This window comes from Corynebacterium aurimucosum (assembly GCF_030408555.1).
Classification (GTDB): domain Bacteria; phylum Actinomycetota; class Actinomycetes; order Mycobacteriales; family Mycobacteriaceae; genus Corynebacterium; species Corynebacterium aurimucosum.
On sequence record NZ_CP047048.1, the window covers coordinates 1107480 to 1125957 of the forward strand.

An 18478-nucleotide genomic window follows, 5' to 3' on the forward strand; every position below is an offset into this window, starting at 1 on the left:
CACATGAGCTTTTTTGAAGATATCGCCTCTGCGCTGGACGGGGAGGGCATTGAGTCCCGCGTCAACGACGATGTGATGTTCGTGCCCATCACCTCCGATTTGGAAATCCAGTTTGTGGAAATTGACCCCATCCTGCCGGCGGCCAACGTCTACATTGCCGCGGCCGATGTGGATGAAGATGATGAAGACTTCGAGGCCGTTTTGGTGTCCGTGGCGTTTTCTGTGGACGATGCGGTTGAGGCCGTATCCCGCCACATTGCCACGGACCAGGTGGTGACGGTGCTGCGTGACCTGCTGGAGGGCACTGACGAGCGCATCGCCGAGTTGGAGTTTCTCCAGGATGAGTTCAACCCGAACCTAGTCGTGGCGGAAGTCGCCAACGACTCGGAGCTGCGCGTGCTCGTGGAAACCATCGACGGTGTCCCGAGCGCGATCGTGCGTTTCCTCTCCTTCGACTTCGATGAGGAAGAGCTCGACGAACTGGAGGATGAGGCGATCAGCAAGCTCTGGGAAATCGATACTCCGGAGGACATGAGTGAGGAAGAGCGCGTTGCCATCTTCGGCGATGCAGACGACGAAGACGGCGGGCTAGCCCCCATCATTGAGGTCCCGGCTGAGGCACTCGAACTGGGTACCTACACCGACTTCGACCGCCTCTTCGATGTGCTCAGCTTGGTCTCCGATCAAGCCTTAGATTGGGAAGCACAGCTGGTGAGCATCGATGACGATGACTTCGACGAGCCTGAGGTTTATGACATCTTCGGCGCCGATGATGAGGACGATGACGTTCTCTTCGAAGACGATGATGACGAAGACGATGATTACGACGAGGACGGAGCAGAGGACGCCGATAGCGACGGTGACTCCGAGGACTAAAAGCTCCCAGGGTAGGGTAGGTGCGTACTTTTCCCTACGTTAATGAGGAGCAACCAAAACACATGCCGGACAAGAAGGCATCTCGGAGCCAACGCCTGTGTGTTGGCTCCGCCCTAGTGTGTGCGGCTCTGGCTTGGGCTCTGTCGTTGAATTCGGATTACGGGCATGGGGAATTTATTTTCGCTTCCGCCCTTTCCACCAGCGTGTGGTGCCTGAGCCTCGCCGGCGCACTTTTCTTCTTTGCCACGCAATGGTGTTCTTTAGGCCACCATGCGCTGTTCAACCCATTGCTGGCAGTGGCGGTGAACCTGTTGATGTCATCGTTGATCTTCAACGTGAACATCCCCCTGTATCTGGACATGATGGGCACGGCATTCATCGCGATCGTCTATGGCCCAGTCCTAGGTATGGGTACGGCCGTTTTGACTGCTTGCTTGGCCAGTATTTATAACCCACTGCTCTTGGTGTATCTACCGGTAGCCGTGACGGTAGCGTACCTGTTTGGCTGGCTGGCGCGTCGAGGCGCCTTTAAACGGATGCTGGTCATGATGCTCGCCGGCGCTGGTGTGGGAGTAGTTGCTGGGCTGTTGACCACGATGTGTACCTTGCTCTTGCCCGGTGAGTATGGACAAAGCGGACCCATCAAGCTCATGGCACTGTGGGAGCTAATTTTGCATGACGGACGCCTGGCAGTTCTCTTGCAGAGTCTGAGCTCCGACGTGATTGATAAAACGTTCACGACTCTGGTGGTTTGCGCAGCCATCCGCTTCGCACCGAAACCGCTCCTCTGTCTTTATGACTACCCGGAGACGCGCCCATCCCGAGACCGCGTCTTAACGGAGGACAGGTTCACGCTTTCCCTCGATGAGGAACCACCCCGCAACCTCCTGGACCGGATGCAGCGCTTCTTTTAAGAGCTCTCGTAGCTGCGTGGCTCCAGCCACTCGGGCGACAGCCGCATTGGACAGGAGCCAAGAGAGTATTAGGCGGCTTGGCTGAAGCCTTCGAAGAGGGAAAGCGGTGAATGCACCGGGGTGTAGGTGCTATCTACCAGCCACACAAACGTCGCCGCACTGCTGCTGGAAATCTCATGAACTGCGGAGACAAGCTCTTCTGGGACCAGTGCCCGCACCCAGGCTTCCGCTAGCGAGGGAGTAACGGGACGTCCAGTCGGATCGGTGATGCGTACGGTAATGAGATAAGAAGGCACGCGCTTTTCGCCATAACCCAGCACGCGGGCCTTGGCCCGCTCGCCCACGCGGTGGCGCGACACAGTAAAAGTCAGCGGTAGCGATTCGCCGCCTTCTATGGCCACTGGTGGCAGAACCTTCGATGGTGGCCGCCACTGCGGAGTGGGCCGCGCGAGTGAGCGAGGATGGCGGATGATGCTCTCCATGGAGCGAAGAGTTTCATGGTGGTGGTAGAGGATCTCCGTGGTCAGCTCACCGGGGCTGAGCGTGGACGGGGACTGAACGGACTGGGGAATGCTGCTGTAATTCTTCATGGCGCACACACTAGATGCCTGTGCGGACATTCCACGTCAAAGTGTCGAACTATTGTTCGACGATTTGACGTCGTGGGCTAAAGTGAGTGGCGATATGAAAAATACTGCAGAACCGCAGGTAAAAATCCCGCGGGAAATTTGGGTCATGGTCACCGCCGGGTTCATCATCGCCTTGGGGTACGGGCTCATTGCACCGCTGCTGCCGCAGTTCATCGTCAGCTTCGACGTCTCAATGGCTGCGGCTGGTCTCGTAGTCTCCGTCTTTTCTGCTAGCCGCCTTGTCTTCGCACCCGCCGCCGGGTTCCTCATCGACCGCGTCGGCACGCGCCGCGTCTACGTGACGGGCCTGTTCACCGTGGCAGTGACCACCGGTTTAGTGGGCGTGGCGCAGGAGTATTGGCAGATCGTTGCGCTGCGCACTATCGCCGGCATTGGCTCGACGATGTTCACTGTCGCGGCGATGGGGCTCATTGTGCGCCTAGCACCACCCAGCATTCGCGGGCGCTGTTCGGCAACCTATGCCACGTCTTTCCTTCTTGGCAACGTGATTGGCCCGCTCGTGGGCGCGAGCCTCTCTTTCTTAGGATTCCGCTGGCCTTTCTTTATCTATGGCGTTGGCGTCGCCATCGCCGCACTCGTTGTGTGGATCCTGATGCCCTCGGTCAATGAGGCCGATGAACGTCGGCGTCACCTTACGCCCATGCGCTTGGAGGAAGCCTGGGCGGATACTGCTTACCGTGCAGTGCTGACGTCGAACTTCGCCCAGGGCTGGATCAATATGGGTGTGCGCGTAGCGGTTCTGCCACTGTTCGCGGCCGCCATTTTTGCCAACGGTGCATCTACATCAGGCGTTGCGCTAGCGGCCTTTGCCGCGGGCAATGCCATCGTCTTGCAGTTCTCCGGCTCCTGGTCGGACCGCGTGGGGCGCCGGCCACTCACCGTTGCGGGACTTGTGGGCTCCGCGTTGTTCGTGGGCACGCTGGGCTTGGCGACGAACATCGTCTCCCTCCTCATCCTCTCCGCCCTGTCCGGCGCCGCTTCTGGCCTAATCGCCCCCTCGCAGCAGGCAGCCGTGGCGGATATCGTCGGCTCGAAGCGCTCGGGTGGTCAGGTGCTGTCGACATTCCAGATGGCAGGTGACTTTGGGCAAATCTTAGGCCCCATCGTCATTGGACTGCTGGCGGATAGGTACGGGTTTGAGACAGCCTTTGGCTTCTGTGCGGTAGTTGCTGCAGCTGGCGTTGTGGCGTGGATTTTCGGACGCGACACCTTGGCGGAGAGAAAGGGAATCCTGCAGGGCCTGCGCCACCGCTACCGCCCGCGGCGTTGATGGGCAAAAGACTGGAAGGCTCCGTCAGTATCTTTCTGGCAGAGTCTTCAGGGCCGTTTAGTTCTAGTGGGTGCGGCGCGCTTTCTTGCTGCACGCAGCCCAGCGAGGGGTGGTGCCGGTTTTGAAGCTGCGCTCCCGAAAGCGCGTAAAGCCATAGATGGAAGTTTCAGAACCGTTATCTGGGCGGCTCCACCTCTTCCGGCTACGCTCGCTCGCGGCTGCCATAACCGTCCTCCACACTTCTGCACCACGGCATCAGAGAATAATATTTGCTTAATCTGCTAAGGAAATCTTAATTTAACGGTGCTTACGGCGTCAACTTCATAACCTGACCGTAATTGAGGTTTAAGCGACAGTGCGCCCGGCGGCGTAGAGCTGCTTAGGCATATCGCGGCGAAGGCTCCATTCAAACTGGATGGGTTTCTCGCCCCTGTGCGAGACGTAATCGACATTTCCTAAGAAGGTGTATGCCGATGCCGTGTCCACCTTGTTCCGCTTGGTAAAACGCGTGGCGATGATGATGTTGCCGTTGAGTTCGTGGTGGTGGATGTAGCGTCGGGCCATTGCGGACTTGAGCGACGTAGTGGATTGGGATTCCCAGTGCAGCCGATCAGGCGCCAGTGGGTAATCGCGGTAATTCGTGGAGGCACTCACGTTCTCATCCTTCTGGAAAGTTACCAGGAAGAGATCGGTATTAGTGGCGTCGAAGCGGCGTACTCCCTCTCGCGGCAAATTTGCGAGTTTACGCAAAGGGCCATCGTCCAAAGCTCCAACGAGCTCAGCCAGGCTGTAGTCCCCGTGAGTCTCCAAGACGCTATTTGTTGATTTCTCCGGGATGACGCGGGACCGGTCGAGCGTGAGCTGCATGACCTGAGTAACTTCAGCGACGAAGGAAGGACAGGCCCGGATGGTACGCAGGGCCTCATCAAGGGATTCCGGCACCGTTGTATTTGAATTTGCCCACAGAGCCAGCACGAGCATGGTGGCATATCGGGTTTGCTCGGGAGTCATGTCTTTCTCGTTGGGCCCGTCCGGAGAAATAAGAAGACTGTAGGCCGCTACGCGGTTCGGGTCATTGATGTGCAGTAGCACGCGGATTCGGCTGAGAAGAAACTCCTCGTGTTCATTTGCGGGGGCGGAGGGCAACAGTTCTTCGTCGCGCAGCAGCGTGGTCCACGTAATGCCCTTGCGACGGTAGATGTCTTCCACCGGAACACCGGAGCTATTAATGAAGCTAGCGAGGTCGGTAGTGCCGTAATCAGTGATGAGTGCTCGTATCTTCTTAATCGAGTTACGGGCCAAACGTTTGATGTTTTTTAGAACGCGCTTGGTAGTCACACGGTCCAGCGTGATGTTGGAGCCCGGTGGGGCAGTGGGGAAGCCCTGCTCGACCTCCTTGGCAAGGTTCTTCCCTCGCGCGGGGGTCAGAGCCTTGAATCGCTCTTCGAAATCGAATTCTTCGTGCTGTACACCCAAGAAATCAAAGACAGTGCAGGCATTCTTTTTCTCGTGGAGGCGTAAACCGCGGCCCAATTGTTGGACAAAGAGTACTGGGCTCTGTGTCGGGCGTAGAAGCAGCAGCGTGTTGACCTCGGGGATGTCCACGCCCTCGTTGAAAATATCGACCGCAAAGATGATGCTGATGGTGCCTTCGCGAAGCTGCTCAATGGCACGTCGACGCTCATCAACACTGAGCTTGCTGCTGACCGCTTGGGCAGGGATGCCGAAAAAGTTGAATTGCTCGGCCATGTATTCGGCATGGGCGATGGATACGCAAAATCCGAGGGCCTTCATGTCGGAGAGATCGAAGATGCGGCGGTTGAGCTCGTTGATGATGAACCGAGTGCGCTTTTCACCGGCCTTGATGTAAAACTCGCTCAGCTCCGAAACCTGGTAATCCTTCTTCCCGCGGTTCCAGGTCAAGCTCGTCAGGTCAGTATCATCGTCGACTCCGTAGTAGTGCAACGGGGCGAGAAGCTGGAGACGCAATGCATCCCAGAGGCGGAGTTCATGGGCCACGCGGTAGTCGAAGTACTTTTGTACGTTCTCGCCGTCACCGCGCTCCGGCGTGGCGGTTAGCCCCAAGAGCTCGCGCGGTTGCAGGTAGTCAAGAACTGCGCGGTAGGTCGGGGCCTCAGCGTGGTGAAACTCGTCAATGACGACGACTTCAAAATGGTCCGGTGCAATGTTTGACAGGCGCTTGCTATGCAGAGACTGGATGCTCGCAAAGACATGGTCCCACTCGGCGGGCTTCCTTTCGCCGACGAGGAGCTCGCCAAAACCTACGGTGCTAAGCACCTCGCGATAGGTCCGCTGGGCCTGGGTAAGAATCTCGCGCCGGTGGGCAATGAAAAGTAGTCGTGGCTTGCGCCCCAGCTTCTCGCATAGGCGGCGGTAGTCCAGTGCTGCCACAACAGTCTTGCCTGTACCAGTAGCGGCAATGAGGAGATTGCGATGACGATCGTGAACTTCGCGCTCGGAATCTAAAGCTTCGAGCATCTCCTCCTGGTAGGGATAGGGCTCAACGCGAAGGCCTGAGAGTTCGAGCTTTTCACCGGGCTTTGCTTCAAGAAATCTGGCGCTGCCGAGGGCCTCCTTGAGGCGCTCGAAGTCTTGGTCCGGGTCAAATGCTTTGAAATGGGTGTCGTACCAATAGCTGTCGAAGGTCTTGATGAACTTTTCGATTATCTCCGGCGTGGAGGAACGAGAGCCCCGGACGTTCCATTCCCAACCGTCAACAAGCGCTGATCGCGAGAGGTTTGAGCTACCGATGAAGGCGGTGTCGAATCCGGACTGACGGCGGAAAAGCCAGGCTTTGGCATGTAACCGTGTGGTCTTGCTTTCGTAGCAGATCCGGACGTCAGCGCCGTAGTCTTCCACGAGGCGGCGCACGGCGGCGGCTTCGGTCGCCCCGCAGTACGTCGAAGTGATGACGCGCAGCGGGATCTGGTGATCCCTGAGGTATTCCAATTCATCGCTGATGACCGCGATGCCCGAAGTCTTGATGAAAGCGCACAATAGATCGACGGAGTCGGCCGTTCGGATCTCGCGGGCAATCTCGACCGACATATTTGTGTCGTCCACGCTGTTGGTGAACAAGGCGCTGGAGTTGAGCGAGACTTCCGGGAGTTTCGGGGCCTCTTCGAGCTCTAATCTATAGATGGCGTAAAGCAGTTCCTCGGCGGAGATGGACTCATCCACCCCGAGGTGTTGCGCGAGCCCATTGATGAGGGCCACACGCTCTTCGGGCTTTGATAACTCTGTGAGCTTGCGCTCAAGGGCCTTGGCAAAATGCTGGGACACTGCCGCGGCGAACCGCGGGTCGACATCCTTCTTGGAACCGTGGGCGATGCCGGTTGCTGCCGTGGGTCGAGCTCTCTTGGTTTCCTCGATTCGCTCCTGGACTCGGGCGGTGACTGGGGTTTCGTAGATGCCAAACGGCAGAATCGACTCGGAACTCATAGGCGCGAAGAAAGCAGTTTGACGGCGGGGATATCTGCAGGGGCCCAGTCGAGTTCCCGGGCCTCAGTAGGGGGGCCTGACCCCCGGAAAGTAGACACGTCGGGGGTTAGCTATGCTGCTTGGGTCAGTGTAGCTGATGTGAGTGCTTCGAAGTCATCGGGGGCTAGAAGGTTGCACCAGGAGTGCCGTCTGCGCGTGTTGTAGCGCATGCACCATCGGAAGACTTCTTGGCGGCAGATGATGGGATTGTCAAAAACTTTCCTATCTCGCAGAACTTCACGCTTTAAAGTGGCGTTAAACGATTCTGCCAGGGCATTATCGGCACTCGTTCCCACTGCTCCCATGGATTGGCGAACACCAAGTTGGGTGCAGTGGTCTTGAAAAGCCTGTGAGGTGTACACACTGCCATGATCAGAATGGAAAATTACCCCTTTAAGGCTTCCGCGAACCTTGCTGGCATGGGACAAAGCTTCGATAACCAGCGATACCCGCATGTGATCGGCGAGCGCATGACCGACAAGTTTGCGCGAGTAGACGTCGATGACTGTGGCAAGGTACATGTTCTTGCCTCCCTTACACGGCAGGTAGGTGATATCGCCTACATACACCTGGTTCGGCTTATCAGCGGTGAATTTGCGGCCTACTAAATCTGGCATGACTCGATGACCAGGCTTGCGCCTGGTAGTGACACATCGACGTTGTTTAGTAAAGCCTTTTAGCCCCATGGATTTCATAATGCGTGCGACCTTCTTGTGATTGATCGGAGGAAAGTCCGTATCGGCTTTAAGGCTTGCAGCGATGCGTTTAGCACCATAAAGCCCGTGCTCATCATCGAAGATGCTCTTGATTCGTGCACCAATAAGAGCATCCGAACACATCTTTAACCTGCGTTTTTCGCGGGTGTTGACCCATTTGTAGAACGAGGAGCGATTGAGCTTTAACACGTGGCACATCCGCTTGACCGAGTACTCGGTTCGATGGTCATAGACAAACTGGAAGCGGATTACCAGCGTGTCTCTTCGGCAAAATATTTCGCGGCCTTACGCAGGATGTCGCGTTCTTCACGAAGCTTAGAGACTTCTTTTTCTAGCTGACGGATTCGTTCAGAATCAGTCGTCGCCTGTGCCTTGTCGCGCATGCTTTTTGTGCGGACACGCTTGCCGGTGCCGTACTGCTTAAGCCAGGAATAAAGTGAGGAACGATTGATTCCTAGCTCTGCTGAAGCCGCGTGAAGTGAGAGGTCCTCATTGTTTTCGTAGAGGGCCACAGCATCACGTTTGAACTGTTCGGAGTACCTAGGCATGGTGGTAGATTACCTTTCTTCCCAACCCAACAGGGCTGGATATCAGGTGTCTACCTAACAGGGGTCAGGTCCGGGTGACCCAACGGGTGGCATCGTGATCACTAAGAACGAGTTCCCCAGATTCCTTGGTGCACAGGAACGTCGTGAGCTCGATGGTGGCGAAATCATACTCGTAGACGGTCGTGGTGACCTGGTCACCAACATGTGCGCTGACGGACAGCTCTTCTTTGATTTCACGTGCGAGAGCCTGCTTAGGCGTCTCGCCTTCTTCAATCTTGCCGCCCGGAAACTCCCACATGCCGGCTAGTGATTTTCCTGGAGCTTTGCGGCAGGCCAGGAATCGATTGCCGTCTACGAAGACGGCTCCGACAACACGAATCGGTGAACTCATGGGCACTAGTATGCCGGCTGGCCCGCACCTTATCTAGGAATTCGCTCCTGTGGTAGCAGAAAAGTGCGCTGTCACAATGTCATCAATCAACCGCGCGGCCAGCTTGGCGGTGTGGCTGTCGGTGTCGAAGGTGGGGTTGAGCTCGACGACGTCGACAATCGCGAGGCGTCCCGTGGCGGCGATGCTCAGCGCCAGTGCCCGGATGGTGTTTACTGGCACGCCGAGGCCAGCGGGGGCGGAGACACCCGGTGCCTGGTCGGCGGGGAGGACATCCAAGTCGATGGAGAGGTGGATGGGCTTGGTGCCGGAGTAGATGCTGTCGATGGTTGTGCGCAGCTGGGAGCGATCCATGCTGAGCAAATCCTCGTCGAGGACGACGGTGACGCCGAGGGCGGAGGCTTCGTGGAAAAGCACGGGCGTGTTGTTGGGGCGGGAGATTCCCAGGACGGAATAGTCGAAGTCCTCCCGGCCTACCAGCTCAGAAATTTGTTTAAACGGGGTGCCGGAGGTAGGCACGTCCGTGGTGCGGAGATCGAAGTGCGCGTCCAAGTTGATGATCTGCAGAGGCCCCTGGGCGCGGAAAGCACCGCGGTGGGAGCCGAAGGCGGTTTCGTGGCCGCCGCCGAGGATGATGGGCAGGTGCCCGGCGCGTGAGAGTGATTCCACCGCATTGGAGAGGCGCTCGTGGGCGGCCTCCAGGTCGGTGCCTTGGGTGGTGATCGTGCCGGCGTCGTACAGCGGATGCGGATGGTGCAGCGCCAGGGAACCCAGGGCGCCGCGCAGGGCAGCTGGGCCTGCAGCCGCGCCGGGGCGGCCATGGTTGCGCTCAACGCCCTCGTCGGAGGCAAAGCCCAGGAGTGCCACGCCGGGTTGTTCCTGGGGGTTCGCTAGGTCGAGGGGACGAACTACGCTGTGCCACCGCGCATGCTCGGGGCCTGGGCCATCGGAGCGGCCGGACCACTCGGGGGCAGGGGAGTAGGCGGGGGCATCAACGGTGTTCATGGCTATCCTTTCGCGTCTGTTTCTTGTTCGGCTGTATTTTGCAGGGCTGCTTCCTGTGGGGTGCTCGCGGCGGCGCTGCGGCGGCCGGTGAGGTAGAAGATGGCGGTCATAAGGAGGATGAAGATAACGCCCGTGGCGAGTGCCGGGCGGTATTGCTCCTGCCACACCATGATGCCAAAAGTGAAGATGATGAAGGCGATGGAGAAGTATTGGCCCCAGGGCCAGAAGGGGACGGTGTATTCCAGGCTGGCGCGTTCCTCGGTGGGCATCTGGCGGCGGGAAGCCACGTGGGCCAAGAGGATCATCAGCCACACGTAGATGGTGGCAAACGTGGCCAGGGAGGCGATGACTTCGAAGACGTTATCCGGGATGAGCGCGTTGAGTCCGGTGCCGATAATCATGACGATAAGCAGGATGATCATGGTCATGACCGGCACACCTCGGGTCTTTTTGGCCATGACCTTTGGCGCGAGGTTCTGGCGTGCCAGGCCGGTGAGAACGTTGCCGGCGCCGAAGAGATCCGCATTGATGGCGGACACCGCCGCGGTGATGACAACGACGTTGAGTGCGGCGGCAGCCCAGGTGACGCCGAGGGTGGAGAAGATTTGGACGAAGGGGCTTTCCTCACCGGTGATGCTGCGCCAGGGGTTGATCATGAGGATGACCAGGATGGCCAGGACGTAGAAAAGCAGGATGCGCACCGGGATGGTGTTGACGGCTTTGGGCACGGACTTGGCGGGATCTTCTGCCTCCGCACTGGCGACGCCGACGATCTCCGTGCCGCCGAAGGCGAAGAGAACGAGGATGAAGGAGGCGACCATGCCGGAGACGCCGTTGGGGAAGAAGCCGCCATCGTTGACGAGGTTGGCCGGGCCGGTGGTCTCCGCGGTGGAGAGGCCGAAGACTAGGACGGCCACGCCACCTAGGATCATCGCGATGACCGCGCCGACCTTGACGATGGTGAAGGCGAATTCCAGCTCGCCGAAAGCCTTGACGGTGGCGAGGTTGGCGCCGCCGACGAGAAGCAGTGTGGCGGCGACCCACACCCACTTGGGTGAGCCGGGGAACCAGAATTGCATGTAGACGCCAATAGCGGTGAGGTCGGCGAGGGCCACGATGACCATCTCGAAGGCGAACATCCAGCCGGTGATGTAGCCGGCCCAGGGGCCTAAGAAAGTGCGGGCGTATTCGGCGAAGGAGCCGGTAACGGGGTGGTGCACGGACATCTCACCGAGTGCGCGCAGGAGGAAATAAACCACGGCGCCGCCGAGGAGATAGACCAAGAGGACCGAGGGGCCGGCGGCTTGGATGGCGCCGGCAGAACCGTAGAACAGGCCGGTGCCGATAGCTGAGCCTAAGGCGATGAAGTGCAGGTGCCGGTGTTTCAAGCCGGCGCGCTTGGTGGTGGTTTCTGCCACGGGGATGCGTCCTCCTCTGTCCCCCTGTGCGGGCGCTAGTTGGTTCTAGCACCGCGAATGTGGGGAGTGGTTGGTGCGAGTGGGTCTGGGAGCTACTTTCCTCTAGTTGAGACGCGGGGTCAATTTTGTGGTGGGTAGCTTCATCCGGCGCTATGGTGGGCGCCTCATTTCGTGCGTGGGGGTGACGTGCGTGACATTTGTGTGGGGTGCCGCTAGTATGTGGGAGACCTGCGTGTGGCTGTCGCGTGGGCATGGCTAGAAGCAATCGCTGTGTAGCGGCGTGTGTGCTTGGCGCGTTCCTTTAAAGGGCGCGTGCGTGGCCGTGCTAATGACGTGTCGTTTCCACCACCGTGAGGTAGAACATGAACTCTGAAGACGCAATCGTTGACGCCTTCTACGAGAACGAGGATGACGTGCCCTCCAAGAAGGGCATCTGGCGCCTCTTCGTCTACAGCGCTATCGGCGCTTTCGTATTCTTCTTTCCCATTAGTTATGACGGAAAGAAATCCATCCCGCTTGACCACATGGTCACCATCATCCGCACCTATGCCGAAGTCTTGGTGCCCTGGTTTATCCTGGCGCTAGCGCTCTATGGCACGGTGCGCAGTATCGTGAATAAAAACTGGCAGGAAGGCCCGCTGCAAGCGGTCTTTACCGCGCTCAACGTGGTGGGCCTGGTGGTCTCCTTCTTGATGGTCATCGGAAAGCTTCCAGGGGTACTCGGCAACGAGGACATCGTGCCCTTCCTGTGGAATTCGGTTGCGACACCCGTCGGCCTCATCGTACCCATCGGCGGCGCATTCCTAGCTCTGCTCATCAGCTACGGCTTTCTGGAATTCGTGGGCGTATTTATGCAGCCCATCATGCGCCCGCTCTGGCGCACACCGGGGCGCTCCGCCATCGACGCGGTAGCCTCCTTCGTGGGCTCCTACTCTTTGGGAATCCTCATTACTGACCGTGTGTACCAGCGCGGCGGCTACACCGCGCGTGAGGCCTCCATCATCGCGACGGGCTTCTCGACGGTCTCGGCAGCGTTCATGGTCATCGTGGCCAAGCAGCTGGACTTGATGGATATGTGGGGCGTGTACTTCGCAGTATCCCTTGTGGTGACCTTCCTGGTCACGGCGATTACCGTGTGGATTCCGCCGCTGAGTAGGATTCCTAATGACTACGTAGATGGTGTAAAGCCGGACCCGGAAAAGCCGGTAAAGGGCAATTTCTTTAAGGCCGCCTGGCGGGAAGCGCTGCTAGCGTTGGACCGCGCGCCGTCTTTAGGCGCTGCCATTTGGGAGAACCTGCGCGATGGCGTGCGCATGGCGTCGGCGATTGTGCCCTCCATCATGTCCGTGGGCCTGATTGGTTTGCTGCTGGCAAACTACACCCCTCTCTTCGACTGGCTGGGGTACCTGTTCTACCCGTTCGCCTGGATTGTTCAATTACCGGAACCGGAACTGGCGGGTAAGGCCGCGGCCATGGGCATTGCGGAGATGTTCCTGCCGGCGACGGCTGTGGCGGGCTCAGAAAGCATGGTGCTCAAGTTCGTCATCGGTGTGGTGGCTATCTCCGCCATTATCTTCTTCTCCGCGCTGGTGCCGTGCATCTTGGCCACCAAGATTCCGATCAAGCTGTGGCAGATCGTGGTCATCTGGTTCGAGCGCGTGGTGCTGACCATCATTATTGCGACGCCGATTGCCTTCCTGGTGACTTAGCTGGGGCTTGTACGAGGGCTCATTAGAATGTGGGCCCATGAGTACCTCCCGAGTCCCGGCGGCGCGCAATGCACTGGAGATCCTCCGGCTGCTGTCGACCATCGACGTGCCGATTTCCGCCGCGCGCATCCGCAGTGAGCTGGACCTGCCACGCTCAACTACTTACCACCTGCTCAAGGAGATGGTGGACGCGGGATTCGTGGTACACCTGCCGGAGAACCAAACCTACGGGTTGGGGCTTGCTGCCTACTCGATGGCCGCGGCCTATGCCACGCAGCAGCCCTTGGTGCGGGCGACCCAGGGGCACCTCGAGCGGATTGCCAGCAGCGTCGGGGGCTCGGGACATTTATCGCGTTTAGCGGGAACGGGGATTCTCTACCTCAACGAGGTGCGCGCTCCGGGGGCGCTGTCACTGGTCACGGAGAAGGGGGTGCGGTTGCAAGCACAGCGCACGGCCTCCGGGCGGGCGATGCTGGCCCTGCTCCCGGAGGCGGAATGGCGCGCAGCCTATATCCCGGGGTCCTTAGGTTTTGGGGAATACAAGGAGATCTTGCGTCACGTGCGTGAGCGTGGCTGGGCCGAAGAGGTTGAGGTGGTTGCGCGCGGGCAGGCGTCGGTAGGCGTGGCGGTGGTTGACCACGTGGGCAGGCCAGCAGCGGCACTCGCGGTGACTTTCCCGGTGGGGACTGCCGACGCCGCCGACGTCACACAGCAACTGCGCGCGGCCGCGCAGCAGGTGGCGGAGAGGATGTACGGGCGCCGTTAACAGGTAGTGCCCGAGGTATTGGCGCGCCGGGCAGCCTGTTGTACTATGAGCGCAACGCGTAAGGCTGTCGCGCGTATCACTATTTTTCTATTCTTGTGAAAACGAGTACGTGTTTTCACGTGCCTTCTTCCCTTTCACGTGGGTGGTGGGACGTGGGTAACGCAGCGACGTTAAAGGAGCCTTACATGTCTAATTCTTATCCTTCCACCGTGACCGTGGGTATCGGGGCGCTGAGTATCGAAGAAGTCGTGGCCGTGGCACGCTACGGCGCGAAGGTGGAGATTTCCCAGGATGCGATTGAGGAAATCGCCTCGACCCGCGAGCGCGTCGAGGAACTAGCCCAGGATCCGACCCCGGTCTACGGTATTTCCACCGGCTTCGGTGCGCTGGCGCGGCGCCACATTCCGGAGGAGATGCGCGCGCAACTGCAGCTCTCACTCGTGCGCTCGCATGCGGCGGGAACGGGCCCGGAAGTTGAGCAAGAGGTCATCCGTGCGCTGATGTTGCTGCGCTTGTCCACCCTGTGCACTGGACGTACCGGCGTGCGTCCGGTGGTGGCGGAAACTTATGCCGCGGTGCTCAACGCCAATATCCATCCGGTGGTCCGCGAATACGGCTCCCTGGGCTGCTCCGGTGACTTGGCGCCGCTGGCACACTGTGCGCTGGCGCTGCTGGGTGAGGGTGAGGTGCGCGTCGATGGCGGCCAGGTCACCCCGGCCGCCGAGGCGCTGTCGGCTGCGGGCATTGAACCGCTCAAGCTGCGGGAGAAGGAAGGCTTAGCACTCATTAACGGCACCGACGGCATGCTGGGGCAGCTCTGCCTGGCTATCACTGACCTGCGCGAGCTTGCCAAGACCGCCGACATCGCCACCGCAATGACGGTGGAGGGCTTGCTGGGGACCTTGGTGGTCTTCGCTGATGACCTGCAGCAGCTGCGCCCGCATCCGGGCCAGGCGGATGCCGCGGCCAATATCCTGACGGTGGCGGAAGGATCGGAGATTCTTGCGTCGGCTCTCGAGGAATTCAAGAAGAAGCAGGTGCAGGATGCCTACTCCGTACGCTGTGCGCCGCAGGTAGCCGGCGGCTTCCGCGATACTGTGGCGCACACAGCAACGGTTGCGGAGCGCGAGCTCGCTGCCGCCGTGGATAACCCGGTGGTGGCCAAAGACGGGCGCGTGGTCTCCAATGGAAACTTCCACGGCGCGCCGGTGGCCTATGCGCTGGACTTCCTGGCCATCGTCGTGGCTGACCTGGCCTCTATTTCGGAGCGCCGCACCGACCGGTTCCTCGACGTCGCCCGCAACCGCGGCCTCAACGCCTTCCTGGCCGATGACCCAGGCGTCGACTCTGGCCATATGATTGCGCAGTATGCGCAGGCAGGCATTGTCTCTGAGCTCAAGCGCTTGGCCAACCCGTCTTCTGCGGATTCCATCCCATCTTCGGCCATGCAGGAAGACCACGTGTCCATGGGCTGGTCGGGTGCGCGCAAGTTGCGCAAGGCCGTGGACGGCCTGCAGCGCGTCCTCGCCATCGAAATCCTCACCGCCGCCCGCGCCATCGATATGCGCGAGGGCCAGCCCGCCAAGGGCACCGGGGCGGTCATCGATGCTCTGCGCCAGACCGTCCAAGGTCCGGGCACCGACCGCTATCTGTCCCCGGAGATCGAAGAGACCGTGCGCCTGGTCAAGGAAGGTGCGCTGGTGGCTGCGGTAGAGGGGGCCGTCGGCAAGCTGCGTTAAGCATCACTTCAGCCCCATGGCGTATGTCATGGGGCTTTTTCGTGCGCCCTTGATTTCAAAAGTGCAGACCTGGAAGTACATACGCGCAGCGTGCTGTCAAGGGGTGAATGCGCCACTTCGACCGGGAGGTAGTTGTGACGCGTTGGACTCCGAAGGATGTTAAGGATGCTGCTGTTGAGCGAGTGGCTGCGGGCGAGGCAGTTAGCCTGGTCGCGCGTGATGTCGGTGTGGGCCCTGAAACTGTTTACGGATGGTTGAGGGTAAGAGGTGTCGAACCTCCTGGCAGGCGTGCGAGTCGTCTGCGTGATCCGTTTGTCCGTGAGGCCGTTGGGTTGGTGTGTGCAGGTATGTCGATCAATCAAGCAGCACAGACTGTTGGATTATCGACTGGCGTGCTTCACAGTAGGTTAAAGAAAGCTGGTGTAATCGAAGTACGGCCTAGACGCGCCCGCTTGTCACCTGATGAACGTGTCCAGGCCGTGGAGCGAGTGCTTGCTGGTGAGAGCTGTCAGACGGTGGCTGATGCGGTCGGTGTGCATCCTTCCACGGTGTATCAGTGGATAAGGAAGCAACGGTATGCGGAATTACGCCGGCAGCGACACCGTCGAACGCCTGATGAGGCGGTGGTGTCTATGCCAGATACCGGCAAGAAGCTGGGTAAAGATACTGTTATGCCAGCACCGATGAAAGCTCAAGCCATTGATGGATTTCCTAGCGGCGTATTCGACAAACACGCCTTAGTAGGGCGTGGTCGCAGGCTTACTGTTGAAGACCGTGTTGCTATTGAAGCGGGATGTCGTGTCGGTGATTCGGCACGTGCTATCGCACAGAAAATAAATAGGCACCACAGTGTCGTCGCCCGTGAAATCACCCGTAATGGTTGGAAGATTATCGATGAGGACGGCACAGAGCAGCTGCGGTATAACGCCCACAACGCTGCTGTTTCTACTGCTGGTCGGATGGTGCGGCCAAAACTACGCAAGCTCGATGAAAGCCCAACGCTTCGGGGTGTAGTGATCGATTGCCTTGCCCGCAGGTGGTCACCTGGGCGCATTAGTGCATGGCTTGAGCATGCTTTCAGCGATGATGAAAGCATGCGTATTTCCCACGAAGCGATCTACAGTGCCTTATACATTCAAGGTAAAGGCAGCCTGCGAGCCGAGCTTGAAGAAGTCATGAAGACTAAAGACGTACTTATCCGCGGCGGCGCAACACGCAAGAGTCGTGCCCGAAACGCTGGCGTGTTAACCGGTCGCCCTTGGATCAAAGGTGCTGAGATCACCCACCGCAACCCGGAAGCTGATGACAGGGCTATCCCCGGGCACTGGGAGGGCGACCTTGTCATTGGTAAAGGCGGCAAAAGCGCACTGATTACCCTAGTAGAGCGCACCAGCCGCTACACCCTGCTTGGACACCTCCCCGATGAGCACAGTTCACAAACCGTGGTCGCAACCTTGCAGGACATGGTCAAAGACCTCAACATCGAGCAGCTAAAAACCATCACATGGGACCAAGGGGCAGAAATGGCTGTCACAGCACAGGTCCAGATCAAAGACGGCTGCCAGGTGTTTTTCTGCGACCCGCACTCACCGTGGCAGAGACCAACCAACGAGAACACCAACGGCGAGATCAGGCGCCGGTTCTACAAAAAAGGCACCGACTTTGCCACCGTCACACCCGAACATGTCGCGTGGGTACAAAATGAGCTCAACGAAACACCCCGACAAATCCTCGGCGGCGCAACCCCACGTGAAATACTTAACGAACTATTCAAGCGTGGCGCATCCACCGCTTGATTCCGCCCAGCGGGCGTCGTCCAGCACCCGGGCAGTGCTTTGCGACGACCAGCAGGTCTGCACTTCTAGGTCTGCACTTTTGCATTCGCGCCGAAACGTAGGAGCGTGGCGGTGGTGAAGAACACAAGCCTATCTGTGGCGAAGCACACAAAGCTGGGTTATGAGTAGTGCATGAACAATGAACACTTTTAAACTTCGTGGACCAGCACCTTATCGACCTTCGCAAGCTACCCAATGATGATCCCCGGTGGAAGAAAGTGCATGCTGGCAAGGTGGCCACACTGGCGTGGTGTTACGTGCTGCCGTTGGTGCACTGGCACGAGCTCAAGCCGTGGCAAAAGGAGACTGCGAAGGCATACGTGCTCGGGCTGAGCTTGCCCAAGGCAACATTAGTGGGAAAGTCCGCCGCGCTCATTCACGGGATTCCCCTGGTTGTGCCACCTGCCGAGTGGGAGGTAACGTTGCCTTCGAACTCGGTACCACAACGCGCGACTTCCAATGTCCGCTACCGGCGCATGGACTTGCGCGGTAAAGAGACGGTTGTTCACGGGATTCGCGTGTCTTCGCTGGAACGCACGGCCATTGATATTGCGCGGTTCTATGGATTTGAGGAGGGTCTCGTTGCCGTCGATGATGTGCGGGCGCGCAATGTTGGCCAGTTCTGGATCAATGAGACACTCGGCGCTATGGGGAGAGTTAAGGGCGTTGCCGCCGCGCGGCGGGCGGTTGCTGAAAGTATTAACTGCGCGGAGTCACCGTGGGAATCCTATGCCCGTGCCTTGATCCTTGCGGCGGACTACCCAGATCTGCGTTGGGTCAAGGCGCAACATGTGGTTGAAAGGTATCGAGCGGACCTGGTTATTAATGGGTGGTTGGTGATTGAGATTGACGGGAACGTCAAGTACCGCTTCGAGGCCGAAGAGGTAATACGCGCGGAGCATCGGCGGCAGCAGCACATCCTCAACAAGGGCTACATCGTCTTGAGGTTTAGCCCAGAACAATTAAGCGCACGCCCCGACTACTTCCAGGAGACCGTGGGGAAGCACTTGGCGCGCGGTCCGCGTTTGTAGATGTGCAGACCTGGAAGTGCAGACCCGCCCTGCGTGCTGTCAAGGGGTGAATGCGCCACTTCGACCGGGAGGTAGTTGTGACGCGTTGGACTCCGAAGGATGTTAAGGATGC

Annotated in this window: 13 protein-coding genes and 2 pseudogenes; 9 read left to right on the plus strand and 6 right to left on the minus strand. The window is 59.0% G+C overall.

The window, feature by feature from the left end:
- Positions 1-3 precede the first annotated feature (3 nt).
- Both CAURIM_RS05225 and CAURIM_RS05230 read left to right on the plus strand, forming a co-directional pair.
- Positions 4-876: a DNA primase gene (locus tag CAURIM_RS05225; protein WP_070718768.1), complete on the plus strand. Its 873-nt coding sequence runs from the start codon at positions 4-6 to the stop codon at positions 874-876.
- Positions 877-938: 62 nt separating this feature from the next.
- On the plus strand, positions 939-1790 hold the full coding sequence (locus tag CAURIM_RS05230) for a hypothetical protein (RefSeq protein WP_201828393.1): 852 nt from the start codon (positions 939-941) through the stop codon (positions 1788-1790).
- Between the two features lie 68 nt (positions 1791-1858).
- Here CAURIM_RS05230 and CAURIM_RS05235 read toward each other — a convergent pair whose 3' ends face one another.
- Positions 1859-2380, minus strand: coding sequence for a hypothetical protein (locus CAURIM_RS05235; RefSeq protein WP_236659285.1), 522 nt, complete (start codon positions 2378-2380; stop codon positions 1859-1861).
- A gap of 94 nt (positions 2381-2474) precedes the next feature.
- Between CAURIM_RS05235 and CAURIM_RS05240 the strand changes: the two genes are divergently transcribed.
- A complete protein-coding gene (locus CAURIM_RS05240; protein WP_201828392.1) occupies positions 2475-3710 on the plus strand; it encodes an MFS transporter in 1236 nt (411 codons plus the stop codon).
- A gap of 345 nt (positions 3711-4055) precedes the next feature.
- Here the strand turns inward: CAURIM_RS05240 and CAURIM_RS05245 are convergent, their stop codons facing one another.
- From CAURIM_RS05245 to CAURIM_RS05265, 5 genes are all read right to left on the minus strand, one after another.
- Positions 4056-7172 carry a DUF3427 domain-containing protein gene (locus CAURIM_RS05245; protein ID WP_201828391.1) on the minus strand — a complete coding sequence of 1039 codons (3117 nt, stop codon included), beginning with the start codon at positions 7170-7172 and terminating at the stop codon, positions 4056-4058.
- Positions 7173-7282: 110 nt separating this feature from the next.
- A protein-coding gene (locus tag CAURIM_RS05250; RefSeq protein WP_408909948.1) for an IS3 family transposase occupies positions 7283-8475 on the minus strand; the annotation gives its coding sequence in 2 pieces (ribosomal slippage) (positions 7283-8193 and positions 8193-8475; 1194 coding nt in all).
- A 64-nt stretch (positions 8476-8539) separates the two neighbouring features.
- Entirely contained in the window at positions 8540-8866 is a 327-nt protein-coding gene (locus tag CAURIM_RS05255) for a (deoxy)nucleoside triphosphate pyrophosphohydrolase (RefSeq protein WP_201828389.1), read from the minus strand.
- A 33-nt stretch (positions 8867-8899) separates the two neighbouring features.
- Positions 8900-9868, minus strand: a complete 969-nt coding sequence (gene hutG, locus CAURIM_RS05260) for a formimidoylglutamase (protein WP_201828388.1) — start codon at positions 9866-9868, stop codon at positions 8900-8902.
- 2 nt (positions 9869-9870) lie between these two features.
- On the minus strand, positions 9871-11286 hold the full coding sequence (locus tag CAURIM_RS05265) for an amino acid permease (RefSeq protein WP_201828387.1): 1416 nt from the start codon (positions 11284-11286) through the stop codon (positions 9871-9873).
- Positions 11287-11648: 362 nt separating this feature from the next.
- Between CAURIM_RS05265 and CAURIM_RS05270 the strand changes: the two genes are divergently transcribed.
- From CAURIM_RS05270 to CAURIM_RS05295, 6 genes and pseudogenes are all read left to right on the plus strand, one after another.
- The gene (locus CAURIM_RS05270; RefSeq protein WP_201828386.1) at positions 11649-12995 is read left to right on the plus strand and encodes a YjiH family protein; all 1347 of its coding nucleotides are present in this window, start codon (positions 11649-11651) and stop codon (positions 12993-12995) included.
- Between the two features lie 37 nt (positions 12996-13032).
- On the plus strand, positions 13033-13761 hold the full coding sequence (locus tag CAURIM_RS05275) for an IclR family transcriptional regulator (protein ID WP_201828385.1): 729 nt from the start codon (positions 13033-13035) through the stop codon (positions 13759-13761).
- A gap of 185 nt (positions 13762-13946) precedes the next feature.
- A complete protein-coding gene (hutH, locus tag CAURIM_RS05280; protein ID WP_201828384.1) occupies positions 13947-15500 on the plus strand; it encodes a histidine ammonia-lyase in 1554 nt (517 codons plus the stop codon).
- 347 nt (positions 15501-15847) lie between these two features.
- Positions 15848-16057 (plus strand): annotated as a pseudogene (locus tag CAURIM_RS05285) (helix-turn-helix domain-containing protein); the annotation flags it as partial.
- A 19-nt stretch (positions 16058-16076) separates the two neighbouring features.
- Positions 16077-17296: pseudogene (locus CAURIM_RS05290) on the plus strand (IS30 family transposase).
- Positions 17297-17493: 197 nt separating this feature from the next.
- On the plus strand, positions 17494-18366 hold the full coding sequence (locus CAURIM_RS05295; protein WP_201828383.1) for an endonuclease domain-containing protein: 873 nt from the start codon (positions 17494-17496) through the stop codon (positions 18364-18366).
- Positions 18367-18478 lie beyond the last annotated feature (112 nt).